Here is a 25,858-nt window from a genome sequence, read left to right on the forward strand (position 1 = left end):
ACCTTATCAATGAAAAAACTTGTATTATTTTCTTTTTTAGCTACCGCAATTATCACATCAACTATTAGTTGTAAAAAAGACTCCAACACCCCAGCCCCGACAGACCAAGCCGGAACAATCGTTGGAAAGTGGAACTACCAGGGCGAAATTGTAACTGTAAATCACCCTAATAATCCGCCGGAAACTACAACAAACAAATATACCAACGGAGAGTCGGTGCAATTTCTTGAAAATGGCACAGGTAGTGATTACAATACATCATTTAAATATACTGTTAGCGGCAAAGTATTAACAATATCTTATGATGCATACGTTTCAAACGGCGTTACACATAATGCCAAAGTAGTTACAGCAACTATAAACCAGTTAACCACAATAAAATTAACGTTACACATTAACGATACTTATAAGGACACTAATGGTGCTTTAAATGGTAACGATATTATTCAATACCTGGTAAAATAGTGTTTAATATAACTTTCCCATGAATCGTCTCAATCAGCTTTTTACCGCCAAGAATAACCACCTGCTATCAATATACTTTACTGCCGGTTATCCGCAATTAGATACCACTGTAGATATTGCCGAAGCATTGGAAAAAGCGGGAGCCGATTTCCTGGAGGTAGGTTTCCCGTATTCGGATCCTGTTGCCGATGGGCCAACCATTCAGCACAGCTCGCAAACGGCTTTAGATAACGGTATGAACCTTAGCTTATTATTTGAGCAGCTAAAAGACCTGCGCAGCCGTGTGAGTATGCCAGTTTTACTAATGGGCTATATAAACCCAATTGTTCAATATGGGGTAGAGCGTTTCTGCAAAGCTGCCGCCGCCGCAGGGGTAGACGGGATTATCGTACCCGACCTGCCGATGTATGAGTACGAAACCATGTACAGCAAACATTTTGAAGAAAACGGCCTTAGCAATATTTTCCTGGTTACGCCGCAAACATCAGAGGAACGCATTCGTAAGATAGATACCCTGAGCAACAGCTTTATTTATTTGCTTTCATCATCGTCCATCACGGGTGGTAACTTACAATTAACTAACAGTATTGAAGATTATTATAACCGCATTAAAGGTATGGAGCTAAAAAATCCAACTATTATAGGTTTTGGCATCTCAGATCATCAGTCGTTCAGCAAAGCTTGTGAATACGCTAATGGCGCTATTGTAGGAAGCGCGTTTGTAAAATTATTGGGTGAGGATAATTATATGGATAAGATCCCGGCATTTATACAAAGCATCAAGGCTTAGTTTTTATACTTTTTAATAAGATATAACCGGTAAACGCGGCGATGGATGAGGCGATAAGGATAGTGAATTTAGCCTGATTTTGAATTGCGGTGTCGTTGAATGAAAGCAGTGTAACAAAAATTGACATGGTAAAGCCTATGCCGGCCAGTTGCCCAATACCCCAAACCTGTATCCACTTAACCTTGTGGCCCAATTGAGATAAGCGCATCTTAACAGCGAGCCAGCTAAACAAGGTAATACCCACCGGTTTGCCTAACAACAAACCTAACAATATACCTGCCGATAAAGCATTGATGTGGTTGCCATCGCTAAGTCCGTCGCTTATGTTGATGTTACTGTTTGCCAGTGCGAAAAGCGGTATTATGATGTAATTGACAGGGTTTTCTAAAAAATGTATCAGTTTTTTTAGCGGGCTATAGTCGGCTTTTACTTGGTAGGGGATGGCCATAGCTGTTAAAACGCCTGCAACTGTAGCGTGGATGCCACTGTGATGGACAAAATACCATAAAAAAACGCCCGGCACAAGGTAGGCCCAAAGTTGCCTCACACCAAAACGGTTTAATAATAGCTGCACACTAAACGTAATACCCGCCAGTAACAAATAAGTGGAATGTAAACCGGCTGAATAAAACACGGCTATAACTACAATTGCACCCAAATCGTCAACTATGGCAAGTGCTTTTATAAATACCTGCAAAGATAGCGGGACCTTCTTTTTAATTACATTAATTATGGCTACCACAAAGGCAATATCTGTAGCCATAGGGATACCCCAACCACTTGCTGTTGGTGTTTTGTGGTTAACCAGGTAATAAAATAAGGCCGGTAACACCATGCCACCAACCGCAGCAAATATGGGTAAGGTTGCCGACCGGATGTTAGACAGATCCCCATTTAAAGCTTCGTCCTTTATCTCCAGGCCAACAAGTAAAAAGAATATGGCCATCAGCCCATCGTTTATCCACTCTATGGTGGAATAGGGGCCTAAATGAAATTTTAATGCCGTGTTATAAGATGTACTAAAGCCACTATTAGCAATAGCTAATGCAATAATAATACATATAACCAGTAAGTTACCGCCGGTTGCGTTAGAGCGAATAAATTCCTGAAACTGATTAATATATTTTGTCAACGGTAAAAGTGATGGTAAGCTGTAAAGATAAGATTATAAATAGTCTTCGAGGTTACCTTTACCTTCACGTATCACGTCGAAGCTGCCTAAGGTGCAATCTACAACTGTTGAAGGGACGTTTTCGCCGTAGCCGCCATCAATAACCAGATCAACCAGATCTTCATACTTTTCGTGGATCAGCTCCGGGTCGGTAGAGTATTCAATAATATCATCCTCATCGTGGATGGATGTTGACAGGATAGGGTTGCCCAGTGCTCTTACAATTTCGCGGGCGATATTATTATCTGGCACGCGGATGCCGACTGTTTTTTTGTTACTGCTCAGTAATTTAGGTACAGCGTGGCTGGCGTTAAATATAAACGTGAATGGCCCCGGTAAAGCCTTCTTCAGTACACGGAATGTGGTGTTATCGATCGGTTTAATATAATCCGAGATATGGCTAAGATCGTAACAGATAAAAGAGAAATTGGCCTTATCCGGTTTAATGTTCCTGATCTTACAAATTCGTTCTATCGCTTTCTGGTTGGTGATATCGCAGCCCAAACCGTAAACAGTATCGGTAGGGTAAATAATAATGCCTCCTTTGCGCAGCACATCAGCAGCCTGTTCAATGGCTTTTTCGTTTGGGTTTTCGGGGTAGATACGTATAAGCATAATCATAAAGCAAATATAACGGCGATTGGTTTTAAAAGAGAAAGCCATCCGTATTTCGAATGGCTTCTATAATTTATATACTTAGCACTTATCTCCAATCAACCAGTAGCTAATCACCAATTACGCTTGCTTAGCAAACTGGATGCTGGCGGTTAATTTAATGTCCTCGCCTACTACGATAGAACCTGCTTCGGTTACACCATCCCAGGTAAGGCCAAATTCTTTACGGTTAATTTTACCGCTTACATCAAAACCTGCCTTATTGTTGCCGTAAAAATCGGTAGCAACGCCACCGTGCTCAACATCAAGTGTAACAGGTTTGGTTGTACCTTTTATAGTAAGGTCGCCTTTTAATTTATAATCATCACCATCTTTAGTGAAAGAGGTGGATTTGAAGCTGATCTTAGGGTGAGTAGCCGCATCAAAGAAATCGGCACCTTTCAGGTGTTCATCGCGTTGCGATTGGTTAGTGTCGATGCTGTCTACATCTAAAGAAAATTCAACTTTAGCGTCGCTAAAATCGTCGTTCTCAGTTTCTAACGAACCTTCAAATGTTTTAAATGAACCTGTTACGGTTGAAATAACCAGGTGTTTTACTTTAAACTGTACTTCGGAGTGCATTGGGTCTAAAACCCATTTAGTTGTTGCCATGATAATTTATGTTTTTGTTTTGTTTTTGATTGTTAATATGAAGCAAATATAATAATAGATGTTTAAACATCTATTATTATATTAAAGAATTACAATTTACAGACATAACCAAAATAACCTGACCGATAGGGGTATTGTTTGACTAAAAGTATAAATTAACAATATAGTAATAATAAAAAAAGGGAGCCTTGCGGGCTCCCCAAATACTATCTTACAATAGCTATGAAGATAACTTCGATTATTGCGCTAAAACTTCTTTAACACGGTCTGCGGCTTCTTTTAACAAGATAGCAGAATAAACTTTTAAGCCCGAGTTATCAATCAGTTCTTTAGCTTCGGCAGCGTTAGTGCCCTGCAAACGAACAATGATAGGTACAGGGATGTTGCCAATTTCGTGGTAAGCATCAATAACACCTTGTGCAACACGGTCGCAACGTACAATACCACCAAAGATGTTGATCAGTATAGCCTTAACGTTAGGATCCGAAAGGATGATGTTAAAACCGGCTTTAACAGTTTGCGCGTTAGCAGTACCACCAACATCAAGGAAGTTGGCAGGTTCACCACCGGCAAGTTTAATAATATCCATGGTAGCCATAGCCAAACCCGCGCCGTTAACCATACAGCCAACATTACCATCAAGCTTTACATAGTTAAGGTTGCTTTTGCTTGCCTCAACTTCGGTAGGGTCTTCCTCATCGGTATCGCGCATGGCAGCGTAATCCGGGTGGCGGTACAAAGCGTTATCATCAATATTAACCTTAGCGTCAACCGCTAAAATTTTGTTATCAGATGTTTTTAATACAGGGTTAATTTCAAATTGAGACGAATCGGTTGCATCGTATGCTTTGTATAAAGCGGTGATGAATTTCACCATGTCCTTAAACGCATCGCCTGATAAACCCAGGTTAAACGCTATTTTACGCGCCTGAAAGCCTTGTAAGCCAACCTTAGGGTCAATCTCTTCTTTGTGTATTAACTCGGGTGTAGAGTGCGCTACTTCTTCAATGTCCATACCGCCTTCGGTGCTGTACATGATAATGTTGCGGCCTTTGGCACGGTCAAGCAATACGCTTATATAAAATTCTTTTGTTTCGCTCTCGCCGGGGTAGTAAACATCCTGCGCAACCAATACCTTTTTAACCAGTTTACCTTCGGGGCCGGTTTGCGGGGTTACCAGTTGCATGCCAATAATTTTGCCTGCAATCTCTTTAACCTGCTCTGCGTTTTTAGCCAGCTTTACGCCACCGCCTTTACCGCGGCCACCTGCGTGTATCTGTGCTTTTATAACTGTCCAGTCCGACCCAAAGTCTTCCTTCATTTTCTGAGCAGCAGCAACAGCCTCTTCAGGTGTGTCTGCAACAATGCCTTCCTGTACTCTTACGCCAAAGCTTTTTAGTATCGCTTTGCCCTGATATTCGTGAATGTTCATATTTGTTGAAGAATTTGCGGTAAAGCTACTATTTTGTTTTTAGAGATTAGAGGCCCGAGATTAGAGATTGTAATATTTATCGCAATAATTATGTAATAATACTAACTATGGCTTTGTTAAACATCTGTTAAAATATTCAACTAATATCCGATCTCTAATCAACTATTCACTAAATTCGCCCATGCTTAAAGCGCTATCTATAAATAAATCATACGGCAACCTGCATATATTAAAAGGGGTAGACCTTGAAGTCAAACGCGGTGAAATTGTAACCATAGTAGGTGCATCAGGGGCGGGTAAAAGCTCATTACTAAATATCCTAGGCACGTTAGATAATGCCGACAGCGGCCAGTTATTTATTGATAATATTGAGGTAAGCAAGCTTAACAACAAGAACCTGAGCGCGTTTCGCAATCAAAAAATAGGGTTTATATTTCAGTTCCATCATTTATTGGTGGAGTTTAACGCGCTGGAAAATGTTTGTATCCCGGCATTTATTGCGGGTATGCCACGTGCCGATGCCGAGAAAAAAGCAACCGGTTTGTTAGAGATGCTTGGCCTTGGCCATAGGGTAACTCACAAGCCTGCCGAACTATCGGGCGGTGAACAGCAGCGTGTCGCGGTGGCTAGGGCGCTTATAAACAATCCTACGCTGATATTTGCCGACGAACCATCGGGTAACCTCGACTCTAAGAACGCGTTGGAACTGCATGAGTTGTTTATTAAACTCCGGAATGATTTTAACCAAACATTTGTAATTGTAACCCATAACCAGGACCTGTCTGACATGAGCGACCGCACGATATTAATGAAAGATGGTTTAATTGTAAATACCTTATAAGTTGAAAGTACTTATTACTTCTGCCACTTCTTCCCGGGCACATAAGCTTAAAGCCACACTTGCTGATAATGATGTTGTGTTAGGCGATTTCAACGACTTTCCATCATTTATGGGGATAATTAAACTGCCCAATCCCGCAAGCGATACCTATGCGCATGAAATGCTTACCCTGAGTTTAGATAATGGCTTTGAAGCTATTTATTTATTAAACCAGCAGGAATTAGATGTGCTGTTATTATCTCAACAGCTTTTTAATGAATATAACATCAGTATTATAGATGGCCAGCATAAACTATAACAATATAGACCCGCGTAAAAAGGCTTTTGTATTTGAGCTTGACGATGTGCTTTATCCTGCCAAAGATTATTACTATCAAATTTATTATTTGTTTGCCAACCTTTTGGAATATACCGAATTAAATAGCGCGGCCAGGACAACCGAGTTAATGATAGATACGTATAACAAGAAAGGGCCGGGCGAAGTTTATAACGAATTGGTTAGCCAGCTTAAAATAGAAGAAAAGTACCGCGATAAACTGGAGATAATGTTGTTAACATCGCGCCTGCCTTTAAAATTGTTGTTGTTTAAAAATATGCTTAGCTTTATGCAGGATGTTGTTACCGATCGTAAAAAGCTATTTATAGTTACAAATGGCAACCCACAGCAACAACTTAATAAGATGCGGCAGGTAGAGGGGCACGGATTAGAACCTTATTTAACATGTTATTTTGCCGATGAAAGCTTACCAAAGCCCGAGCCGGATGTACTACATTTATTAATGAAAGAACATAATTTAGAAAGGCGCGACCTGATCATGATAGAAGGCTCTGAAACAGATAGGTTATGCGCAGAAGCTTGCGGAATCGACCATATATGTGCTGCAGAAATAATATAGTTACACTTTAGATAATATTATAATAATAACACCGTTACTCCGATATAATTAATTAAACTATGAGGAAATTATTTTACCTAATAATACTATCGGCAACAATAGTATTTGCTTCTTGCTCTAAGGACAAAAAAATTACGCCCGATAATACCGGTGGTACCGACCAACCGTCTAAAACCGGCTCTACGCTTGATCTGATCAAAGATTCGGTGTTTTTATACGCGCAGCAGGTATATTACTGGAACACCAGTTTGCCAACCTACGCGGCATTTAAGCCACGCTCTTTTAGTGGTGCAAACGACCTTGATGCTTTGCAAACAGAGATTGACGCTTTGACACAGTATAGTAAAAATCCTGAAAACGATAACAAACCTTACGAATATTATGCACCGGCACCGGGATACGCCAAATATTCCTTTATTGATGACGGGAGCGTATCCGGCGAACTCAATGGAGTAAAGGGCGATTTTGGATTTGCACCGGTTTGGATAGGCGATATCAACAACACAACTGATATAAGAGTCAAATATGTTTACCCAGGGTCACCTGCTGATGTTGCAGGGTTAAAACGAGGATATCAAATTACAGCTATAAATGGCCGTACCGGTGACGGATTAAAATACGACGGCGGCACAAACGTTAATTTCCTGATAAACGCTTACACTAATTCCTCAAATATTACTTTAACACTTAAAAAGCCGGATCTCACAACATTTAACGTAACCATGTCTACTGCTACTTACAATGTTAACCCTGTTTTAAACACTACTGTGGTTGATGCCGGTAATGGGAAAAAAGTAGGCTATTTTGTCTTTAACAGCTTTACATCTGATGCCAACGCGAGGCCCAAACTTAACGAAGCATTTGCCAAATTTGCGGCAGCGGGTGTTACCGACCTGGTTGTAGACTTACGTTACAATGGTGGTGGTTATGTTTCTACTGCCGAGTATTTAAGTAACCTTATTGCCCCGGCCTCTAAAACAAGTGGCACTATGTTTAGCTACTACTTTAACCAAACCATGGTTGACCGTAAGGCTACACTATTGAAAAACCAGGTACGTAAAGACCCTGATACCCAAAAGCCGTATACTTATTTTGATTTTGATTACTCTGTTGCAGGCAATACCGTTCCGTTCTCTAAAGATGGTATACCTACATCACTTAACTTAAATCACGTATTCTTTATAGTAACGGGCTCAACCGCATCTGCCAGCGAGCTTACCATTAATAACCTGTTGCCCATATCGCAGCTTAATGTGAACCTTATTGGTACCACCACTTATGGCAAACCAGTTGGTTTCTTTGATATCGATATTAATAAATACGAGATGTACATCCCGCAGTTCGAAACCAAAAACAGCGCGCCCAACGGTGGCAATGGTGGCTACTATACAGGTATGACCCCTGGTACTGCTAAATACCCTGGTAAACTGGCGTCTGATGATGTCACCAAGGATTTTGGCGACCCAACTGAGAAACTTTTCGGACTTGCCATTAAATATTTGCAAAGTGGCGGTTTCCCAACGTCTACACAAGCTGTGCAAGGCTTGGGCGAATCAAGCGTAAACGCAATTGAACAATCTCGTAAAGTAGGGATAGAGACTGAAGGTAAAATATTTAGGGGTATGATCTATAAAAACAATCATGCAAGTCATAAATAAGTATTTATAAAAAAAGCGAAGGCCTCAAACATATCTTTTGGGGCCTTCGCTTTTTATGCCTGTTACGCCACTTAATCCGCCAGCTCGCGCAGGTCTACAGGTACTACCCTTGATATACCTTGCTCTACCATAGTTACACCGTAAATAATATCGGTACAGGCAATAGTGCGCTTATTATGCGAAATGATGATGAATTGCGATTCCGTAGAAAATTTACGGATGATGTTATTGAACTTATCGATATTGGTATCATCCAGCGGGGCATCTACCTCATCAAAAATACAGAATGGGGCAGGCTTGAGCAGGTAGAGCGAGAACAGAATAGCCGTAGCCGTTAAGGTTTTTTCACCTCCTGATAATTGATTGATGGAGAGCGGGCGCTTACCCTTTGGCCTTGCAATGATATCTATTTCTGATTCCAAAGGCGCGTCCGGGTTGCTTAGGATCAAATCGCAGGAGTCTTCCTCATTAAATAACGAACGGAATACCTTAATGAAATTCTCGCGCACCATTATAAATGCCGACATGAATTTCTCTTTCGCCGTATCATCTATCTCCTGTATAGTTGCCAATAACGATGCCTTAGCCTCGGCCAGGTCTTTCTTTTGCCCTTGTATAAAAGCATGGCGTTCGCTCATTTCGTTGTAGGCTTCAACCGCCATAGGGTTTATGGCGCCAAAATCATCCAGCTGGCGTTTCATCTTTTCCGTTTTCTCGCGGATCTCATCCTCATCACCGTCTTCGGTATTATCGATCTCCAGCAGATCGTTAATATCTACGTTAAACTCTACAGACAGGCGTTCTCGCAGGGCGTTAAGCTCCAGTTTAAGGCTATTGCGTTCATCTTTCAATTCGTTCTCCAAAGCCTCGGTTTGGTCTTTACGCTGGCGGAGCTTTAATACTTCATTCTCACTTTCGGTAATAGTAGCGCGCCAGGCGTAGTATTCCTGTTCAGCTTCTGCCGTGCCTTTTTCAAGGGCTTCCTTCTGCTCATACATTTTCAGCAGGCTTTCGTCGCTATCGCCGGTTTGCTGCAGGTTTTCTAAAATGGCGGCTTTTGCCTTTTCTAACTCAATAGTGTTTTGGCGGATGCGTACATCCAGGTGCTCCAATTGTGTTTCGCGGTAATCAAGGTCTTTCAACAAACCCGAAACTTTGTTTTGCTGCTGATGGAAGCGGATATTCTCTTGGTTGTAGGTGTTTGACTGCACCGTAACCATCTCGTTCAGTTCGTTAAAGGCCTGCTGCTTTTCCAGCATAAGTTCGGATTGGGCCTGCTTTTGTTCTTTTAACTCCAGCAATTGCGGCCCAAGCGTAAGAATATCGTTTTTTATGCCCGCTATCTTATTGGCGATATCCTGCTTGCGGTTTAGGCTGTTTTCGATGAATGCCTGGTATTGTTCCTGTTTGGTTTTAACGGTTATCAGTTCGGTATTTACCTGGTTAAGCTCGTATTGCTGTTGGCGTAATTCGTTGGTTTTATAGGATGCCTTAAGCGCAGTTAGCCTGCTTTGCAGTTCTTCGCTTTTATTTTTAAAATTATGGATACGGCTTTCGGCCTGCTTTATATCTTTCAGCAGGTTATCTAAGTTTTTCGCCCTGCCAATACGTTTACCCTCAAATAAACCTACCGAGCCCCCAGCCATGGTATATTTGGATTTATTAAACTTACCGCTTTTGCCAATCAACACAACGACATCCGGCAGTTGCATGGCGTTAATGTCTTGCTCGGTAGCATCATTCACCAGGTAAACATCCTTTAGCAGGTGATTGCAAAGCGGTTTATATCGTTCTTCAACCTCTACAACAGATAGGGCAGGCATTGAGGCATCGTCAACAAACGTTTTATCTACCGGTTTTATATCCTCATAATTATCAAGAATAAAGAACTGCGCGCGTCCCTTTGACGAATTACTTAGCAGGTTAATGGCAGCTATTGCTTCGTTGTATGTATTAACTACGTAGTGGTTCATTAGCGGCTCCAGGTAGTTTTCTATCGCCACGCGGTATTCTTCCTTACAAAATAAAATATCGCTGAACAGGGTAACCGTTTTAGCCCACTCAGTGTTCTTCTTCAGGAAGCGGATACTCTCGGGGAAACCTTCTAAATTATCAACCAAACTTTTGGTAAGGTTATATTCGTTTTGCTTAGCGTCAAGTTTACGGCTATCGGCCGCGATGCTATCAGTAACTGTCTTGAGTTCAGTTTCCGTTTCGGCAACCTGTTCCTGTAATTTATTTTCCGCCTCGACAGCCTGGTCGTAATTTCTTTTTAGGGTTTCAACACGGACTTCCAATTCAGCAACTACCGTGTTAAAGTGCGAGAGCTCGGCCTCTTTGTTGGAGGCATCCTCCATATTGCGCTGGCTTTCCTGCTCAAGGGCTTGTTGTTGTATGTTCAGGATGTCAATATCCTTTTCAGCTTTGTAAACCTGGTTTTGCAGGCGGCCGTTAATGCTGTTTAGTTCGTTTAGCTCATTGCGGGCCTCTGCTTGCCGGGCGCGGAGTTCATCAACGGCTACTTTTAATTCAGCCACACGAGAGGTAATGCTTTGCAGGTTTTCATCTTCCTGCAATTTCTCCTCGTTAAGGCGTTTTATGTTGTATTGTACGTGTTTAAATTGGTTATTGTCGCGCTCCAACTCATCTTTTAAACGCGACTCTTTATCCTGCTGATTTTTTAGCTGTTCGTTCTTTACACGCTTTTCGCTTTCATAAGCGCGGATCTTTGCCGTAAACTCGTTACTGGCTTTTTGCTGCGCTGCAAGATTTTTCTCGCGGGTAAGGCTGTCCAGTTTGTTTTGCTGCAGGGCAGCTTCCAGTTTGTCTATCTGTGCAGCGATGCCTGACTTCTGCTCGCGCTGCATCTGCTCTTTTTCCTCAATCTCAGCCAGCGATTTGCTGAAATTAGCGATCCTAAAAGATGCCAGCGAGATACTTAGCACCTTATACTGGTCGCGCAGCTTATAATAACGCTCGGTTTTTTTTGCCTGGTTCTCCAGCGTTTTTAAGTTCTTCTCAATCTCGAAAAGCAGGTCTTCAACACGCTCCAGGTCAGCTTCGGTATCCTTTAACTTGCTGAATGTTTGTTTCTTCCGAAGTTTATATTTAGAGATCCCCGATGCCTCTTCAAACAAATTACGCCGCGAGCCTTCTTTGTTATTGATGATCTCGTCGATCATCTTCAGCTCGATAATGGCGTATGAGTCGGAGCCTATACCCGTATCAAGGAAGAGGTCGGTAATGTCTTTCAGACGGCACTGTACATCGTTAAGGCGGTATTCGCTTTCGCCGGTTCGATAAAGGCGGCGTGTAAGCGTGACCTGCGAAAAATCTGTAGGGAGTACGTTTTTAGTATTATCAAAAGTTAGCGATACCTCGGCCAGGTTGGCTGCTTTGCGGCTTTTGGTTCCGTTGAAAATAATGTTATCCATTTTCTCCGACCGCAGTGCACGTGTACTCTGCTCGCCCAACACCCAGCGAATAGAATCGACCACGTTGCTTTTACCACAGCCATTAGGGCCCACAATGGCGGTAACACCCTCATTAAAATTAATGGTGATCTTATCGCCAAAGCTCTTAAAGCCCTTGATTTCTAATTTGGTAAGCTGCATCCGTTATCTGTAATTGCAAACGTTTGTTGGGCGGCGGTTTTTAGTTTACCCTCGTAGCAATTGAACCCGAAAGATACGTCTTGTTAACATATTTTAAAGAGGTATTTATAAGCGAGTTAATAACACCCAATGTGGAAAAGTTACGACGCCGGGATGTAAATCTCCCCCTTCAAATAAGTCACCGCCTTACCGGCCATTACCACCCGGTCGCCTTTTAATTCGCACCAGAGTTCGCCGTGGCGGGCGCTTACCTGGTAGGCGTGAAGTGTGTTTTTGCCAAGCTTGCCTGCCCAATAAGGTATCAGGTTACAATGCGCCGAACCCGTAACAGGATCTTCGGGAACACCTGCCGCAGGGGCAAAAAATCTCGACACAAAATCAACATGCTTACCCGGTGCTGTTACAATAACACCAAGCGTGTTTATTTTAGCTAATGCCGAATGATCCGGCGTCATGCCGGTAATATCTTCTTCGTTATCATAAATCAATACATAATCTCTGTTGCGTAAAACTTCTTTCGGCGCTTTGCCGCCAAGTACAGCCACCAATCCTTCAGGCAGATCAGCTGCGAACGGTGGCCTCGACGGGAAATCCATCGAATACTTATCGCCATCCCATTTTACTACCAGCGTACCGGCTTTAACGGTATCAAAACAGATAGTATCACCCTCATAACCTAACTCCGTAAATAAAATATGTGCCGATGCCAAGGTGGCATGGCCGCAAAGATCTATTTCCAGTTCGGGCGTGAACCAGCGCAGCAGGTAGCCGTTTTCATTTTTTACAAAAAATGCGGTTTCGGCAAGGTTATTTTCCAGTGCTATCTTTTGCATGGTGGCATCGGGCAGCCACTCATCCAGCGGACAAACGGCAGCGGGGTTGCCGCCAAACAATTTATCGGTAAAGGCATCAGCCTGATAGATAGGGATAGTCATAATGGTAGTTATTTACCGCTAAGATAGCCGTATGTAACCAATTCATCGTTATTAGTAATGTGTTTTGTTATGCCATCGCTCAATAAAATTACTTTATCGCTCACCTCTAAAATATTGTAATACTGATGGTCGGTTACTATAATGCCCTTGCGCCCGGCACATGCACGAATTACAGGTTTAAATTCATCGGCCTGTATGGGGGAGATGTGGGTAAAGGGCTCATCCAGCAAAATAAAATCGGCCCTGCTGTGTATGATCATCATGGTTTCCAGCTGGCGTAATTCGCCGCCTGATAGCTCGCCTGCTTTTTTATTAAAGCTGCGTTGATAGGATGGGAGCTCGGTGAAATCATCCCATGATATGGGGTCAACAATATGCCGGGCAAGCTTTTCTATTACAATACCACCCGGCAGGTAGTTGTGTTGCGGCAAATAAGCTATGCGGTTATAATGATAGCCTTTATGTATAAACCGGTCATCAACACTTACATACCGATGCGAGGCCTGCAATGTGCCAAAAATGATCTTAAGTAAAGATGATTTACCGCAACCGTTACGCCCTAATAGTCCAATTACCTCGCCCTGTTGGCAGGTAAGGTGCACATCACGCAATATTTTGCGGCCGTCAAAAGCCAGTTCGATACTATCGGCTTTTAATGTGTGCATGGTAAGGGGGTAAAAAGTGAAGAGTGGTGAACAGTATTATCAGCATCAAGATGAATATCGCCATATCGAACGCAAAAGCATAAGCATACATCCGTTTAATACTGTAGCCCGCGTTGCGGTAAAACATGTAAGTATTTTTAGCCGTATAGCTTTGTAAAAATATGGTTGAAGCATAACCCGCTGCTTTCCAAAACAGCATAAAGCCGCTTACACGCGGGCCGTACGCAACAATGTAAAATACCGCGCTTATACTAAAACCTATGTTCCAGGGCAGTATGGGCAGGTAAAAATATTTTATTAAACTGCGAATATCAGGCATGTAAGGTTTAAGCGATCAGTCAAACAATCCCAGCTGCTTAGTTTTACTTTCTCCGTTCTCTATCCTTATCTTATTAACTAAGTAATGCGCCTGCCTGGTAGGTTCAGGTATGCGGTAGCCGCGAATACAATTTTTTATCACATCAACGCTTTGTTGCATGCTGATATTGTGCCCCGGTGAAATGTAAATTGGGTTGCAGTGTTCTTTGCTGCGTAATGCAACACCTATCAGTTCGCCTTTATCGTACATGGGGCTTTGCGCAAATGCCTTGTCGGCAGGCTCTTCAAACTTGCCATATAAGCGGCTTTTGGCGCTGCCAATGGTTGGCACATTGGTAAGCAAGCCAAAGTGCGTGGCAATACCCATACGGCGTTCGTGGGCAATTCCCTGTCCGTCGAGCACCAGCAGGTCGGGCTTGGTATATAAATTGTTCCATGCGTTAAATAATGCGGGTACTTCCCTAAAGGCCAGTAAGCCCGAAATATACGGGAACGATGTATGAGATATAGCCGTTGATGTGCCTATAAGCGTCATCTCGGGATACTTAAATACAACAATACCGGCATATAAAATGTCTGAATCTTTATCGAAGGAAATATCCGCACCTGCAATGGTCTTAATAGGTGTGGTCAATTCCTGGATCTGTATTTTATGGCGTAACTCTTCCTGGTAAGCAATAGCTTCGGCAGGAGATAAGTGTTCATAGCCTGATGGATCCATAACCTTATAACACAAAAAAGCCCCCGCTTGTTTAAACGGGGGCTTAGTCTTTTAACAAAGGTTTATCCCAAATACGATTTTAGGATCTTGCTACGCGATGTGTGGCGTAACCTTTGTAAGGCTTTATCTTTTATCTGGCGTACACGTTCGCGGGTTAAATTAAATTTTTCGCCAATTTCCTCGAGCGACAACGGATGGTTACTGCCCAGGCCAAAGAACAATACAATGATCTCGCGCTCACGCTCGGTTAGGGTAGATAGCGAACGTTTGATCTCTTCAGATAACGATTCATTGATCAGGATAGAGTCGGTATTTGGCTCCTGGTTTTCCAGTACGTCCAGTAATGTGTTTTCTTCACCCTGTACAAACGGCGCGTCCATAGATACATGGCGGCCGCTGTTGCTTAGTGTATCAGATATTTTGTCTACGGTGGTTTCAAGCATGTCGGCAAGCTCTTCGGGAGAGGGCTCACGTTCGTATTCCTGCTCGAGTTTTGAAAATGCCTTGCTTATTTTACTTAACGAACCTACCTGGTTTAATGGCAAACGTACAATACGGCTTTGCTCGGCAATAGCCTGTAATATCGACTGACGGATCCACCAAACGGCGTATGATATAAATTTGAAGCCCTTGGTTTCATCAAAACGTTTGGCTGCTTTAATAAGGCCAAGGTTACCTTCATTAATAAGGTCGCCAAGGGTAAGCCCCTGGTTTTGATATTGTTTAGCAACCGATACCACAAAACGTAAATTCGTTTTGGTTAAACGCTCCAAAGCAGCCTGGTCGCCTTCTCTTATTTTTTGAGCTAAGATTACTTCTTCTTCGGCAGTTATTAGGTCAACTTTACCAATTTCGTGAAGATATTTGTCGAGAGATTGCGACTCACGGTTGGTAATTGATTGAGTTATTTTGAGTTGTCTCATTTATTTAATTAACCTCTATTCTTTAATTTAGAATTGAACGTGCAAAGCTACAAATTTGTTTCTAAAAGTAGTATTATTTGACTAAGAAATGGGATTAGTATCAAAATAGTTTTAATAAAAAAGTTAAATGTTTTTTAATGAATATTTATTGAAATTCGATAAATAAATTTTGATTTGTAATAAACATATTGTTTATTTGTACTATAAAAATTTAGTATGAAAAAAATCAAGACCTTACAAATTTTAGTTTATATAGCATTTACGCTATACTTTATTCAAAATTATGCCCCTGAATTATACAGAGGTGCCATTGATGGCTTTAATGATTATAATAATGCAACGGATACTGCCCCGGCCGGGCCTGCTCTTATAAGCACCTTGGATGGAAATATCATACAAGGCGTTAAGCGAGACACGTTAAGAGTTGGAAACGATTATCTTTTACGCGATATAAGTGTTAGCGCGCATGTGAGGCTTACTAACCCTAATATTCAAGCGCCTGAGTGGATCAAAACTATACAAGTACTTTCTGGGATGCTGATCATCAATTTATTAGGATATACAGCTTATCATATTAACAAAGTGATAGCTAATATTTATAATCAACACATGTTTGACATAACATGTATACGTCTTATCAGGAAAATAGGATTTAACATACTGGCTTATACTATCACCGGCTTTATTTACGATTGGAGTTATTATATAAAACAACTTAAGCTGATACACCCACCTTTAAAAGTAGTGAATACTTTATCATTTAACTACGGAGCGGTACTTTGCGCCATATTTGTATTTGTTATTGCAGAAGCTTTTGCGCAAGGCAGCAAACTTAAAGAAGAACAGGAGTTAACTATATAGCCATGCCCATAATAATTAACCTTGATGTAATGATGGCAAGGCGCAAAATGTCGCTTAACGAACTTAGCGACAAAGTTGGCATTACCATTTCTAACCTGTCTATCCTGAAAACCGGTAAGGCCAAAGCCATACGTATAGAAACACTTGAAGCCATTTGTAAGGCTTTAGATTGTCAGCCGGGAGATATACTGGAGTTTAGGGATTAGAGGATAGCGATTAGAGATTAGGTGGAAATATTACAACTCATCTAATCTGAAAACATCTTTCACCTTAATGCCTTTTTCGGTTTGTTGCAGGGTGCAGCATTCGTTTATAGGGTCGTGTTCCAGGTATAGTATGTATTCTTTATCTACAGCTTCGTTCCAGTAAACTTTACGTTCCTGAAGTGTTTTAAGCGGAAACATATCATAAGCCATTACATAAGGCAATGGCAGGTGGCCAACAGACGGCAGCAGATCTGCCATATATAAAACCTGTTTGCCTTTATAGTTTATAAGTGGCAACATCATGGCATCGGTATGGCCGTAAGCAAATTTTATACTAATGTCATCTGTGAAGCTTATACCATTTTCGGCATCAATAAAGTTGAGCTGCCCGCTTTCCTGTATAGGTAGTATGTTATCTTTTAAGAAAGATGCTTTCTCGCGGTCGTTGGGGTTTACGGCCCAATCCCAGTGTTGCGGGTTGCTCCAGTAGGTGGCATTTTTAAATGCCGGTAGCAGCCTATCTCCGTCACGCTTAACCGCGCCACCAACATGGTCAAAATGCAGGTGTGTTAAAAATACATCGGTTATATCGTCGCGGTGAAAGCCCTTAGCGGCTAATGAGCTGTCTATTGTGGCATCGCCATGTAAATAATAATGACTAAAGAATTTCTCGTCCTGCTTATCGCCAATACCGGTATCTATTAATATCAGCCGGTCCCCATCTTCAACCAGCAGGCAGCGCATAGCCCAGGTGCACAGGTTTTTCTCGTCGGCCGGGTTAGTTTTTTGCCAGATGGATTTTGGTACAACGCCAAACATGGCGCCGCCATCCAATTTAAAAAAGCCGGTGTCAATAGTATGTAGCTTCATGGATGTGAAGGTAGAAATTTCACCGTTTATTTAAACACAGAGGTAACGGAGTTTTTTATAGAGGGCCACTAAACTATTCAAAAGCCGAATTTAGTTTTCCCGGTGATCTTTCCTCACCGTTATTTTAAGCGTTTCTGATAAACATGGTTTACTTTGCCAAAACGCTGAACGTTCCGGCCCTGAATAATTTATTGAGCTGCGTATTAAATTGGGGCTTAAGGCTATAGAATCGGCCGCGGCCTCAATGCCAGGTTCTTTAATCGTAATACCAAATTTAAACTGATGACCGCTGGCCAAAAGTTGTAAACAATCAGCTACCTTGGGTAAATAGCCAGCGCAACAGCACATAGCCCAGGTATACTACCGCTGCCATCACTGTAAACAATATGATCAACAAAATGGCGATGATACCATTGCCGTTGCCAGCATGCCTGCCTTCCTGGTAATGTTCTTTAAGCAGTTTAATGTTGCGGGTGTTGGCTTTAATGTAAAAATCGGAGATCTGCCCCAACAAGGGAATGGCACCCACAATAGTATCGATGCTTATGTTGATAGCCATAAGGATAAGTACCTTACGGCTTACACCATTTTTTGCCATTACATAAAGCAACGCTGCCGATACGATGAAGCCTGATACATCTCCCGCGAAAGGGATTAGGTTAAGGATAGGGTCGAGCCCAAAACGAAAGTTGGTGCCCGGTACCTTAAATTTATCATCCATTACAGATGCTATCCGCTCTACCCATTTAAGCTGGCCGCTAAGCACAACCTGTTTAGATCTATCCATGTTGTATATGGAATAAACGAACGCGGTATTTGTTTTAAACACGCAGTTTATTTACTTGGCTGGGCAAAAAACCAAACTTCTTTTTAAATGCAGCGGTAAAATGATGAGGGTTCTTATAACCTATTAGTTCGGCTACTTCGCTTACACTTTTACCATTTTGTAATAGGTTGTAGGCAGTACCCATACGTACGTCATACAAATAACCAAAAACCGTATTGCCAAATAATGATTTAAAACCCTTTTTAAGTTTGAAATCGTTAAGGCCGGTTTTGCGGGCCAGTTCAATAAGCGAGCATGGCGTTTGTAGGTTCTGAGTAATGTATGCCCTGGCTTCCTCCAGCCGGGCAATATCTTCGCGACTAAAGCCGCTGGGTATTGCTCTCCTGCTTTCGGCCTGTTGCAGTTGCAGCGATAATATTTCTAATATTCTCGACTCCAGGAAAATTCTTTTAATATGCCCTGTTTGCGACGCTTCAATTATTTCTTTAACAATGGCTTGCAGCCGCGTGTGCCGGTAGTCGCCGGTGGCAACTGTTGTAAACGTTTTTGTTGCATTTGTATCTAGCCTGTTTGTTAGCAGCTCTTTACCAATTAGTTTGCTTATAAATTTACGGGTGAGGCAAATGGTTAATAAACTCGCCTGGTTTTCAAATACCAGGTTGGTGTTAAGTGCAGATACAAAAAATGTATGATGCATACCTTGTTTAAATAATAACTTTCTTGTACCATCAAACCATAAGTTTATGTCTCCATTCAATACAAAATTCATTATCCAGCAAAAATTGCCGCAGTTGAAATTTACGTTGTAGGGCAATTTAGGTTTTGCAGTAGTAAGGCAAATACACATGCCATCAAACCATAACTCGTTAATACTGAATGTACCCCAATTTTCATTCAGGGTTGTGCAACGCTCGTCGAAGCTGCCTGTTCCCATAAACTCCGCAGGGTAAATAAGTTCTATTGTTTTTGTTAATGATGCCTGAGAGCTAAAAGTAATGTGCATAAAATCCGTTTGGCGTTGTTTTAAATCCGTTTGGCGTTAACCATACAACATAAGATAAAGCAAATTTGCATGATTATTTTTAATTAGTCTAAATAAATGAAGTATTTCGTTATCTGCTTTTTTGTCTTTACCACATTAGCTACGCAGGCTCAGCAAGTAGATACATTATCTGTAGATACATTTAAATCCAAAAAGCTAAAAGAAGTGGTGGTTACTGCTACACGTACTGCCCGCAACCTCATGCAATTGCCAATGCCGGTAACCACTATCAGTAATAAAGATATTAAAAACCGCGGCATGGTCAGGCTTAATGAGATCCTGAACGAGCAGACCGGGTTAAGTGTGTTGCCTGATGCACACGGACAGGGCATACAAATACAAGGTTTCAGCCCTGATTATACTATGATCATGCTGGATGGTATGCCGCTCATAGGTCGTACCACGGGCATCCTCGACCTAACCCGAATTACAACCAACGATATCGATAAGATAGAAATAGTTAAAGGCCCGGTATCCTCGCTTTACGGGAGCGAGGCCATGGCCGGGGTTATCAATATGATATCGGCCACGCCACAATGGGGTGGCTCGGGTAGTATTGCCGCCAGATACGGTACTAACAAAAACGCCGATATATCTTTAAACGGCGGTTTCGCTACAAATAAGCTATCGCTATCGGGCTTTGTAAACCGTTATAGTAGCGGCGGCTATACGCTTGTGCCACAATCCGGCAGTCCAACGGTATCGCCTTTTATAGGCTACACTTTTAACGGTCGGTTGGGTTATAAATTTAGTGATGCAACAAACTTTAATGTACAGGTACGGGATTACACTAATACCGCGGACAATAATTTTTTGGTAGATAATGAACGTGTAACCGGAGACGGAACCGAAAAAGATCTGAATATATCTGCCGGGTTAACGCATAAATTCTCAAACAAATTTAAAGGCGATGCAAGGCTTTACCATGCAGGTTACAGCACAAAATCTTTGCTAACCAATAACGCCGACGGCTCTGTTTACGACGAAACATTTTTTAATCAGAAGTTTAATCGTGCCGAATTACAGGGCGATTATAAGATCATTAACAGCCTTAGGTTTACAGGAGGTATTGGAGGCCAAAACGAAAGTGTTGTGGCTACCCGCTATAACAATAAAAAAACTTTTCAATCCGGCTACTTATACGGCCAGGCAGATTGGACACCCTTCAAACAACTGAACATTATTGGTGGCGGCCGTTTTGATACGCACAGTGTTTACCGTTCGCAGTTTAGCCCTAAGCTGGCTGCCAGCTATCAATTAAGCGAAAAGTTTGTGATACTGGCATCAACAGGCAAAGGCTATAAAGCCCCGGATTTTAGGCAGCTATATTTAAACTTTACCAATGCGGTAGTAGGCTACAGTGTATTTGGCACCGAGGAGGCAGCCCTTGAAATGCAGAAACTACAGGATCAAAACCAAATTCAAAGTATCCTAATAAATCCCGCCAGTTTAAATGCCCTCAAAGCAGAAAGTTCTACCGCCTACAACTTCGGCTACCGCTACCGCCCCATAAACGGTTTGATGTGGACGGTTAACGCGTTCCGCAACAACATCCGCGACCTGATAGATTCTGAACCCATCGCCATCAAAACAAACGGGCAATCGGTATTTTCATACCTCAACCTGCAAAAAGTTTACACGCAAGGGGTAGAAACGGATGTAAGCTTCAGTTTTTTGAAACGCTGGACGGTAGCCGGCGGTATGCAGTACCTGGAAGCTTATGACCAAAACGTGTTGGATAAAATTAAAGCAGGGCAGGTGTTTGGCACCGACCAAGCCACGCGCGAAACTATTAAGGTTAAAAAAAGCCAGTATGGTGGTTTACTTAACCGGTCTAAATACATGGCCAACGCCCGTATTGCTTACCAGGACGATAGAACGGGCATTACCATGTCGGTACGTGCTATTTATCGCGGCAGGTACGGTTTCTCTGATGTTGATGGCAATGGCATTGTAAACCGCAATGATGAATATGTAAAAGGCTATGTGCTGCTTAATGCATCGGTGTCAAAACTATTCCTGAACAACCAATTACGTTTACAGGTAACCGGCGATAACCTCGGCAATTATAAAAATCCGGGCGCTATAAGCAACCTGCCGGGCACATTGGTGTATGCGGGCATCACTTACAATTTTAATAAACAATAAAAATCATATACACACTTAAACAAACAACATGAATAAATTTAAAACCCTTGCATTAGTATTATTTAGCAGCGCTGCTTTATTGGTAACCTCTTGTTCAAAAGATAAAGGCAACACACCGGAACCGGTTAAGCCTGTTACCATAAGCGTTAATTCCGTTACCGACTTGAATGGCGTTGGCCGCGATGTTTATTACAGCCTTAGCCAAAACGCCGAAGTTACCGGAGCCGACATCACCAGCAATAAATGGGACATAAAATTCACCGCGACAAGCATTTTTGTAAATGGTGGTACATCCGGCACGGGCACAACCCAGGCACAGGTAGTTAACAGCACCTTTGCCGACTTAAAAACAGCCCCGGTCGATGGTTATAAAACCGACGCTACAGGTGCAAACGCTATAACCGGCTGGTATACCTATACTGCAGAGACCGCTCCACAACACGCTATCTTGGCTACCCCGGGTAAGATCATCGTGATCAAAACCAGTGATGGAAAATACGCTAAACTGGAAATGAAAAGCTATTATAAAGGCAATCCGGATACTACCACGCCAACCTTTGCCGATCTGGCTACGAGGCCCGCGTCGAGGTATTATACCTTTAGGTTTGCTTATCAGGCAAATGGCAGTACAACTTTAGAATAACAGAAAATGAATAATTAAGATAATAAGCCCTGTTTTTGCCCGTGGTTTTTAGAGCGTTAGCCACGGGCATGCAGGCACTAACTTACACTACACCTATGTGCGAAACCAGGATACTCACCCAAAAAGGACAAACAGTGATAAGTCACTGTGCCGAATGCGGGATGTTAAACATATGGCATCAAAATTTGATGCTTTGTTTTACGCCCGACCAGCTTATAGCTTTCCATAACTTTACGCAGGATATGAATTTTGAGGACAGGAGTTTCCCGTTCCCGGATGGAAGTGAGCGCCTGGTACTTTGCACGCCAAACCGCGATATTAACTTTGTGTTTACCCAAGCCGAGTGGGAAGATTTTAACGCCGGCATGCTGGAGAGTATGTATCTGTTAGAAGTATATAACGAGTTGACAATTAGCAGATAGCAATAGGCGGTTTTGCAGATAGCTCTACGCTCATTTTGCATAAGGCAACTTGAAACCGCCAAATGGTATGGTTGTTGCATAGTTATAACAGTTGGCCGCAAGGCCTAATTGTAAACTTAAATAGATCTGTTATGAAAACCCAGGAAACAAAAAACAACGTAACCGGACAAGGAACATCAACCGCCGACCGCGCATATGTAGATGCTAAGGAAGCACAAAAACAAAAGGGTATAAGCAATGGCGGCGGCCAGCGCTCCGATCAAACATCAAACCGCGATAGCAACCGTAAACACGGCAGTCAACACTAATATTTTAATTAATACCCACAAAACGCCCTTAGTCAAAAACTAAAGGGCGTTTTTATTTGGAATTATTTGCTATCGCTTACGATCACCAATTTTGTTAAGTTTGAATATATGCCGATACCCCATATTATTTTTACCATTATCCTGATAGCTGCCTGCTTTGCCAGTTATAAAACTGGTAAGCTTACGCTGGCCGGTGCTGTAACGGGTGGGTTAGTGGCCCTGCTCATCTATCTGGGTACGGGTTTCACAGGCATTGCTATGCTGGCTATATTTTTTCTGCTCTCTACACTGGCAACAGCCCACAAAAAAAAAGAGAAGCGAATATTTACCGAAGAACATTCCGAAAAGCGCGATGCCCGACAGGTGCTGGCCAATGGTGGTTTGCCGGCTATATTGGGCTTATCAGCTTTTATATTTCCCGGTAATGCTTTATTGGCAACCATACTTATAGCAGCGGCTTTCGCATCTGCAACGGCCGATACATTATCGGCAGAACTGGGTACGGTTTACGGGAAACGGTTTTACAATATTATAAATTTCCATCCGGGCGAAAAGGGAAGGGATGGGGTAATAAGTTTAGAGGGCACAATGATAGGATTGGCCGGTTCTGTTATCATCGCGCTTGTATTCGCCTTCAATTTGGGGCTTAACACTATATTCTTCGGTATAATCATGGCCGGAACAACAGGTAACCTCGCTGATTCTGTTTTGGGCGCAACGCTGGAAAGGCGCGGCCATTTAAACAACAACGAAGTGAACTTTTTAAATGGCGTTTGCGCGCTGATAACTTGTTGTATATTAATATACTTATAATTGTTTATTTCAATACAACCTGCGCTGTGTTCCTGCTGGTTTGTTTCATTAAAACAATTTTGCCTGCCGTAACTTCCTCAACAGCGGCATTGGTATAATGCCTAAGCGTTATCAGTGTAAGCTCGTCATTATATTTTACTTTAAACGAGGCTTTTAACGTTTGTAAAAGCTTTTCAAATTTATCGGCGGCATAATCAATACAAGCAGTAAAGCTCAGCGCCGATGTTTGCATCATGTTAACCTTAACATGGTAATTGGCAAACCATCCAAATATCTCGCTCAAATGGCTTTCGGATATAAAAGAATAATCATTAGCCGAAATAGAAAGCAGTACCTGGTTTTGCTTTACAATAATTACTGGTTTATCAAACCTATTAACCGCGCCTTCCTTTATCTGTGTTCCGGCGGCGGTTGGGTCGGTAAAAGGTTTAACCAGTAATGGTATGCGGGCGTTTTGTAAAGGTTTTATTGTTTTTGGGTGGATAACACTCGCGCCATAGTAGGTCATCTCTATGGCTTCCTGGTAGCTTAATTCATCAAACTTAATGGTGTCGGCAAAATGCTTTGGGTCGGCGTTTAGTATGCCGGGTACATCTTTCCAGGTGGTAACTGATTCCGCACCAAGGCAGGCCGCTATAATAGATGCCGTGTAATCAGACCCTTCGCGGCCAAGCGTTGTGGTGAAATTTTCTGACGTTCCGCCCAGGAAGCCCTGAGTAACAATAACGCCATTGCTTAACATGGCGGGAATATCCTTTTGGATAGCCGAGCGTGTTTTGTCCCAGTCTACCACACCTTCGCGGTAGGTGTTATCGGTATGAATGTATCCACGTACGTCAAGCCATTTGCTGGTTATGCCGGTATGGTTAAACCAGGCGTTCACAATGCGGGTAGAAACCAGTTCGCCGATGGATACGATTTGGTCGTAAATAAAGTCGAAGCTGTCATGCGGTTCATCTTCTATGGCCCAGTCAATCTCTACAAAGGTATTGGCAATATCATCAAACACCGGGTGGTTTTCGCCAAACAGTTCGTGCGCGATGTGGTAATGATACTCTCTGATCTCTTCAAAGATCTGGTGCATATCATCATCACCATTAAAATAGGCATTAGTTAATCGTTCCAGCGCATTGGTAGTTTTACCCATGGCCGATACCACAACCAGTATTTGATTCCCCGAGTAACTTTTAACAACGTTGCCTAAATTAATAACACCTTTCGCATCCTTAACCGATGCACCGCCGAACTTAAATACCAGCATTTTTATTTAAATATTGTGAAGCGACAGATTTTGGCCGCATGAGTTTAGAAATTTCTGAATAGGGGATGATTAATTCGGTTTGGCCGGCCGCATATGGTTTAATTTCGTACTGGTTGTACATGAACCTTAACCCAACAGGCGTTATCAAATAATTCTCGTTCAATGCAAATTTGTTATTCTCAAAAAAGTAATTGTCAAGCGGTGCGGTTGGCGTTAGCTTTTCATTCTTCCTAAAAATGCGCTCGGCTATTTTATTTAGTTCAGGTTTGTAGCCGTCTATTAAAATGTCATCAAGGGCAACAGGCTTGTTGGTTTTGCCATCCCAGTTTATAAAACCTGTAAAGCTGCTGCCATGTGCGCCACCCTGGTAGGCATAGCCCCCGTATTCGAGTGTTATTAATGCCGAATCCTGACCTATAACTTTCGCGTAACTCTCCAGTGTGTAATACATTTCAGATTTTGGGTCATCCTTTTTAAAATCCCTGTACGATTTAATAAAGTTTGTGGCCATGGCCTTTAAACCCGTGTCCGCTTTCTCGCCAAGCATAAAGGTGTTTAATAATTTATGCTTTATGGTGTCGTTCAACACCGCTTTGTCTTTAAACACAGGGTATTTGATATCTGCAACGGTACAGGTGCTATCCGGCTTGGTGCCGCAATCCGCGGCGCGTTCATGTATAGTTTGGTACGTATAAGTAACCGTATCCCTAAAAATGCCGTCTTTATCAATATTTGGAGATGAGCCCCATTTGCACGAACTAAGGCCAAGTACGGCTAAAAGCAGGATGGATGTAATTTTCAT

At 42.3% G+C, this 25,858-nt stretch carries 28 protein-coding genes; 13 read left to right on the top strand and 15 right to left on the bottom strand.

All coding sequences use genetic code 11. The features are described from left to right. Positions 1-9 precede the first annotated feature (9 nt). Together ACFQZI_RS08125 and trpA are read left to right on the top strand one after the other, a co-directional pair. On the top strand, positions 10-465 hold the full coding sequence (locus ACFQZI_RS08125; protein WP_377140874.1) for a hypothetical protein: 456 nt from the start codon (positions 10-12) through the stop codon (positions 463-465). Positions 466-484: 19 nt separating this feature from the next. After that, on the top strand, positions 485-1,255 hold the full coding sequence (trpA, locus tag ACFQZI_RS08130) for a tryptophan synthase subunit alpha (RefSeq protein WP_377140877.1): 771 nt from the start codon (positions 485-487) through the stop codon (positions 1,253-1,255). Here trpA and nhaA read toward each other — a convergent pair. From nhaA to sucC, 4 genes are all read right to left on the bottom strand, one after another. Continuing rightward, positions 1,245-2,387 (bottom strand): Na+/H+ antiporter NhaA, encoded by a 1,143-nt coding sequence (nhaA, locus tag ACFQZI_RS08135; RefSeq protein ID WP_377140880.1) that lies wholly within the window; start codon positions 2,385-2,387, stop codon positions 1,245-1,247. The two genes, trpA and nhaA, sit on opposite strands and share 11 nt — an antisense overlap. A 33-nt stretch (positions 2,388-2,420) precedes the next feature. Further along, the gene (locus ACFQZI_RS08140) at positions 2,421-3,041 is read right to left on the bottom strand and encodes an L-threonylcarbamoyladenylate synthase (RefSeq protein ID WP_377140883.1); all 621 of its coding nucleotides are present in this window, start codon (positions 3,039-3,041) and stop codon (positions 2,421-2,423) included. A gap of 120 nt (positions 3,042-3,161) precedes the next feature. Beyond that, on the bottom strand, positions 3,162-3,692 hold the full coding sequence (locus tag ACFQZI_RS08145) for a YceI family protein (protein WP_377140886.1): 531 nt from the start codon (positions 3,690-3,692) through the stop codon (positions 3,162-3,164). Between the two features lie 238 nt (positions 3,693-3,930). Further along, positions 3,931-5,124 carry an ADP-forming succinate--CoA ligase subunit beta gene (sucC, locus tag ACFQZI_RS08150; RefSeq protein ID WP_377140889.1) on the bottom strand — a complete coding sequence of 398 codons (1,194 nt, stop codon included), beginning with the start codon at positions 5,122-5,124 and terminating at the stop codon, positions 3,931-3,933. Between the two features lie 181 nt (positions 5,125-5,305). Here sucC and ACFQZI_RS08155 point away from each other — a divergent pair, with 181 nt between their 5' ends. Genes ACFQZI_RS08155 through ACFQZI_RS08170 form a run of 4 tightly spaced genes read left to right on the top strand, consistent with a single transcriptional unit; the run spans position 5,306 to position 8,519 of the window. Beyond that, positions 5,306-5,965 (top strand): ABC transporter ATP-binding protein, encoded by a 660-nt coding sequence (locus tag ACFQZI_RS08155; protein WP_377140892.1) that lies wholly within the window; start codon positions 5,306-5,308, stop codon positions 5,963-5,965. 1 nt (position 5,966) lies between these two features. Continuing rightward, the gene (locus ACFQZI_RS08160; RefSeq protein WP_377140895.1) at positions 5,967-6,263 is read left to right on the top strand and encodes a hypothetical protein; all 297 of its coding nucleotides are present in this window, start codon (positions 5,967-5,969) and stop codon (positions 6,261-6,263) included. Then, on the top strand, positions 6,244-6,861 hold the full coding sequence (locus tag ACFQZI_RS08165) for an HAD family hydrolase (RefSeq protein WP_377140898.1): 618 nt from the start codon (positions 6,244-6,246) through the stop codon (positions 6,859-6,861). Before ACFQZI_RS08160 ends, ACFQZI_RS08165 begins: the two co-directional genes overlap by 20 nt. Before the next feature lie 59 nt (positions 6,862-6,920). Beyond that, complete coding sequence (locus ACFQZI_RS08170) at positions 6,921-8,519, top strand: S41 family peptidase (protein WP_377140901.1); 1,599 nt, start codon at positions 6,921-6,923, stop codon at positions 8,517-8,519. A gap of 71 nt (positions 8,520-8,590) precedes the next feature. On the opposite strand, the gene smc is transcribed toward ACFQZI_RS08170, so the two are convergent. The 6 genes from smc to ACFQZI_RS08200 form a co-directional block, all read right to left on the bottom strand. Beyond that, the gene (smc, locus tag ACFQZI_RS08175) at positions 8,591-12,133 is read right to left on the bottom strand and encodes a chromosome segregation protein SMC (RefSeq protein WP_377140904.1); all 3,543 of its coding nucleotides are present in this window, start codon (positions 12,131-12,133) and stop codon (positions 8,591-8,593) included. Between the two features lie 140 nt (positions 12,134-12,273). Further along, positions 12,274-13,068, bottom strand: a complete 795-nt coding sequence (locus ACFQZI_RS08180; protein WP_377140907.1) for a PhzF family phenazine biosynthesis protein — start codon at positions 13,066-13,068, stop codon at positions 12,274-12,276. A gap of 8 nt (positions 13,069-13,076) precedes the next feature. Beyond that, positions 13,077-13,733, bottom strand: a complete 657-nt coding sequence (locus ACFQZI_RS08185; protein ID WP_377140910.1) for an ATP-binding cassette domain-containing protein — start codon at positions 13,731-13,733, stop codon at positions 13,077-13,079. Then, the gene (locus ACFQZI_RS08190) at positions 13,711-14,052 is read right to left on the bottom strand and encodes a hypothetical protein (RefSeq protein WP_377140913.1); all 342 of its coding nucleotides are present in this window, start codon (positions 14,050-14,052) and stop codon (positions 13,711-13,713) included. Before ACFQZI_RS08190 ends, ACFQZI_RS08185 begins: the two co-directional genes overlap by 23 nt. Positions 14,053-14,067: 15 nt before the next feature. Next, on the bottom strand, positions 14,068-14,772 hold the full coding sequence (gene nfi / locus ACFQZI_RS08195; protein ID WP_377140916.1) for a deoxyribonuclease V: 705 nt from the start codon (positions 14,770-14,772) through the stop codon (positions 14,068-14,070). Between the two features lie 62 nt (positions 14,773-14,834). Then, a complete protein-coding gene (locus tag ACFQZI_RS08200) occupies positions 14,835-15,695 on the bottom strand; it encodes a sigma-70 family RNA polymerase sigma factor (RefSeq protein ID WP_129875191.1) in 861 nt (286 codons plus the stop codon). A 216-nt stretch (positions 15,696-15,911) separates the two neighbouring features. On the opposite strand from ACFQZI_RS08200, the gene ACFQZI_RS08205 reads away from it, so the two are divergent. Next, positions 15,912-16,556: a DUF2975 domain-containing protein gene (locus ACFQZI_RS08205; RefSeq protein WP_377140920.1), complete on the top strand. Its 645-nt coding sequence runs from the start codon at positions 15,912-15,914 to the stop codon at positions 16,554-16,556. Positions 16,557-16,558: 2 nt separating this feature from the next. Then, positions 16,559-16,762 (top strand): helix-turn-helix domain-containing protein, encoded by a 204-nt coding sequence (locus ACFQZI_RS08210; protein WP_377140923.1) that lies wholly within the window; start codon positions 16,559-16,561, stop codon positions 16,760-16,762. 30 nt (positions 16,763-16,792) lie between these two features. Here the strand turns inward: ACFQZI_RS08210 and ACFQZI_RS08215 are convergent, their stop codons facing one another. The 3 genes from ACFQZI_RS08215 to ACFQZI_RS08225 form a co-directional block, all read right to left on the bottom strand. Continuing rightward, the gene (locus ACFQZI_RS08215; protein WP_377140926.1) at positions 16,793-17,632 is read right to left on the bottom strand and encodes an MBL fold metallo-hydrolase; all 840 of its coding nucleotides are present in this window, start codon (positions 17,630-17,632) and stop codon (positions 16,793-16,795) included. Positions 17,633-17,942: 310 nt separating this feature from the next. After that, positions 17,943-18,419 (bottom strand): DUF4112 domain-containing protein, encoded by a 477-nt coding sequence (locus tag ACFQZI_RS08220; RefSeq protein ID WP_377140929.1) that lies wholly within the window; start codon positions 18,417-18,419, stop codon positions 17,943-17,945. Between the two features lie 34 nt (positions 18,420-18,453). Further along, a complete protein-coding gene (locus ACFQZI_RS08225) occupies positions 18,454-19,422 on the bottom strand; it encodes an AraC family transcriptional regulator (RefSeq protein ID WP_377140932.1) in 969 nt (322 codons plus the stop codon). Between the two features lie 96 nt (positions 19,423-19,518). Between ACFQZI_RS08225 and ACFQZI_RS08230 the strand changes: the two genes are divergently transcribed. The 5 genes from ACFQZI_RS08230 to ACFQZI_RS08250 all read left to right on the top strand — a co-directional run bounded on the left by ACFQZI_RS08230 (position 19,519) and on the right by ACFQZI_RS08250 (position 23,795). After that, positions 19,519-21,609: a TonB-dependent receptor plug domain-containing protein gene (locus ACFQZI_RS08230; protein WP_377140935.1), complete on the top strand. Its 2,091-nt coding sequence runs from the start codon at positions 19,519-19,521 to the stop codon at positions 21,607-21,609. Between the two features lie 28 nt (positions 21,610-21,637). Beyond that, positions 21,638-22,252 carry an HmuY family protein gene (locus ACFQZI_RS08235; protein WP_377140938.1) on the top strand — a complete coding sequence of 205 codons (615 nt, stop codon included), beginning with the start codon at positions 21,638-21,640 and terminating at the stop codon, positions 22,250-22,252. Between the two features lie 68 nt (positions 22,253-22,320). Beyond that, entirely contained in the window at positions 22,321-22,674 is a 354-nt protein-coding gene (locus ACFQZI_RS08240) for a DUF6686 family protein (protein WP_377140941.1), read from the top strand. A gap of 131 nt (positions 22,675-22,805) precedes the next feature. Then, entirely contained in the window at positions 22,806-22,982 is a 177-nt protein-coding gene (locus tag ACFQZI_RS08245) for a hypothetical protein (RefSeq protein ID WP_377140944.1), read from the top strand. 108 nt (positions 22,983-23,090) lie between these two features. Beyond that, positions 23,091-23,795, top strand: a complete 705-nt coding sequence (locus tag ACFQZI_RS08250; protein WP_377140947.1) for a DUF92 domain-containing protein — start codon at positions 23,091-23,093, stop codon at positions 23,793-23,795. Positions 23,796-23,799: 4 nt separating this feature from the next. Here ACFQZI_RS08250 and ACFQZI_RS08255 read toward each other — a convergent pair whose 3' ends face one another. Continuing rightward, positions 23,800-25,056, bottom strand: a complete 1,257-nt coding sequence (locus tag ACFQZI_RS08255; RefSeq protein ID WP_377140950.1) for an aspartate kinase — start codon at positions 25,054-25,056, stop codon at positions 23,800-23,802. Further along, entirely contained in the window at positions 25,043-25,858 is an 816-nt protein-coding gene (locus ACFQZI_RS08260) for a DUF3298 and DUF4163 domain-containing protein (RefSeq protein ID WP_377140953.1), read from the bottom strand. Before ACFQZI_RS08260 ends, ACFQZI_RS08255 begins: the two co-directional genes overlap by 14 nt.

The organism is Mucilaginibacter lutimaris (assembly GCF_042676625.1).
In the GTDB taxonomy this organism is placed as follows: Bacteria; Bacteroidota; Bacteroidia; order Sphingobacteriales; family Sphingobacteriaceae; genus Mucilaginibacter; species Mucilaginibacter lutimaris.

Coding starts and splice junctions, on each gene's coding strand:
- ACFQZI_RS08155 (WP_377140892.1), top strand. CDS start 5,306: ATGCTTAAAGCGCTATCTATAAATAAATCATACGGCAACCTGCATATA.
- ACFQZI_RS08220 (WP_377140929.1), bottom strand. CDS start 18,419: ATGGATAGATCTAAACAGGTTGTGCTTAGCGGCCAGCTTAAATGGGTA.
- ACFQZI_RS08255 (WP_377140950.1), bottom strand. CDS start 25,056: ATGCTGGTATTTAAGTTCGGCGGTGCATCGGTTAAGGATGCGAAAGGT.
- ACFQZI_RS08210 (WP_377140923.1), top strand. CDS start 16,559: ATGCCCATAATAATTAACCTTGATGTAATGATGGCAAGGCGCAAAATG.
- ACFQZI_RS08200 (WP_129875191.1), bottom strand. CDS start 15,695: ATGAGACAACTCAAAATAACTCAATCAATTACCAACCGTGAGTCGCAA.
- nfi (WP_377140916.1), bottom strand. CDS start 14,772: ATGGATCCATCAGGCTATGAACACTTATCTCCTGCCGAAGCTATTGCT.
- trpA (WP_377140877.1), top strand. CDS start 485: ATGAATCGTCTCAATCAGCTTTTTACCGCCAAGAATAACCACCTGCTA.
- ACFQZI_RS08245 (WP_377140944.1), top strand. CDS start 22,806: ATGAAAACCCAGGAAACAAAAAACAACGTAACCGGACAAGGAACATCA.
- ACFQZI_RS08250 (WP_377140947.1), top strand. CDS start 23,091: ATGCCGATACCCCATATTATTTTTACCATTATCCTGATAGCTGCCTGC.
- ACFQZI_RS08125 (WP_377140874.1), top strand. CDS start 10: ATGAAAAAACTTGTATTATTTTCTTTTTTAGCTACCGCAATTATCACA.
- ACFQZI_RS08180 (WP_377140907.1), bottom strand. CDS start 13,068: ATGACTATCCCTATCTATCAGGCTGATGCCTTTACCGATAAATTGTTT.
- ACFQZI_RS08145 (WP_377140886.1), bottom strand. CDS start 3,692: ATGGCAACAACTAAATGGGTTTTAGACCCAATGCACTCCGAAGTACAG.
- ACFQZI_RS08165 (WP_377140898.1), top strand. CDS start 6,244: ATGGCCAGCATAAACTATAACAATATAGACCCGCGTAAAAAGGCTTTT.
- ACFQZI_RS08190 (WP_377140913.1), bottom strand. CDS start 14,052: ATGCCTGATATTCGCAGTTTAATAAAATATTTTTACCTGCCCATACTG.
- ACFQZI_RS08215 (WP_377140926.1), bottom strand. CDS start 17,632: ATGAAGCTACATACTATTGACACCGGCTTTTTTAAATTGGATGGCGGC.
- ACFQZI_RS08140 (WP_377140883.1), bottom strand. CDS start 3,041: ATGCTTATACGTATCTACCCCGAAAACCCAAACGAAAAAGCCATTGAA.
- ACFQZI_RS08260 (WP_377140953.1), bottom strand. CDS start 25,858: ATGAAAATTACATCCATCCTGCTTTTAGCCGTACTTGGCCTTAGTTCG.
- ACFQZI_RS08170 (WP_377140901.1), top strand. CDS start 6,921: ATGAGGAAATTATTTTACCTAATAATACTATCGGCAACAATAGTATTT.
- ACFQZI_RS08240 (WP_377140941.1), top strand. CDS start 22,321: ATGCAGGCACTAACTTACACTACACCTATGTGCGAAACCAGGATACTC.
- sucC (WP_377140889.1), bottom strand. CDS start 5,124: ATGAACATTCACGAATATCAGGGCAAAGCGATACTAAAAAGCTTTGGC.
- ACFQZI_RS08235 (WP_377140938.1), top strand. CDS start 21,638: ATGAATAAATTTAAAACCCTTGCATTAGTATTATTTAGCAGCGCTGCT.
- ACFQZI_RS08230 (WP_377140935.1), top strand. CDS start 19,519: ATGAAGTATTTCGTTATCTGCTTTTTTGTCTTTACCACATTAGCTACG.
- ACFQZI_RS08225 (WP_377140932.1), bottom strand. CDS start 19,422: ATGCACATTACTTTTAGCTCTCAGGCATCATTAACAAAAACAATAGAA.
- smc (WP_377140904.1), bottom strand. CDS start 12,133: ATGCAGCTTACCAAATTAGAAATCAAGGGCTTTAAGAGCTTTGGCGAT.
- ACFQZI_RS08205 (WP_377140920.1), top strand. CDS start 15,912: ATGAAAAAAATCAAGACCTTACAAATTTTAGTTTATATAGCATTTACG.
- ACFQZI_RS08185 (WP_377140910.1), bottom strand. CDS start 13,733: ATGCACACATTAAAAGCCGATAGTATCGAACTGGCTTTTGACGGCCGC.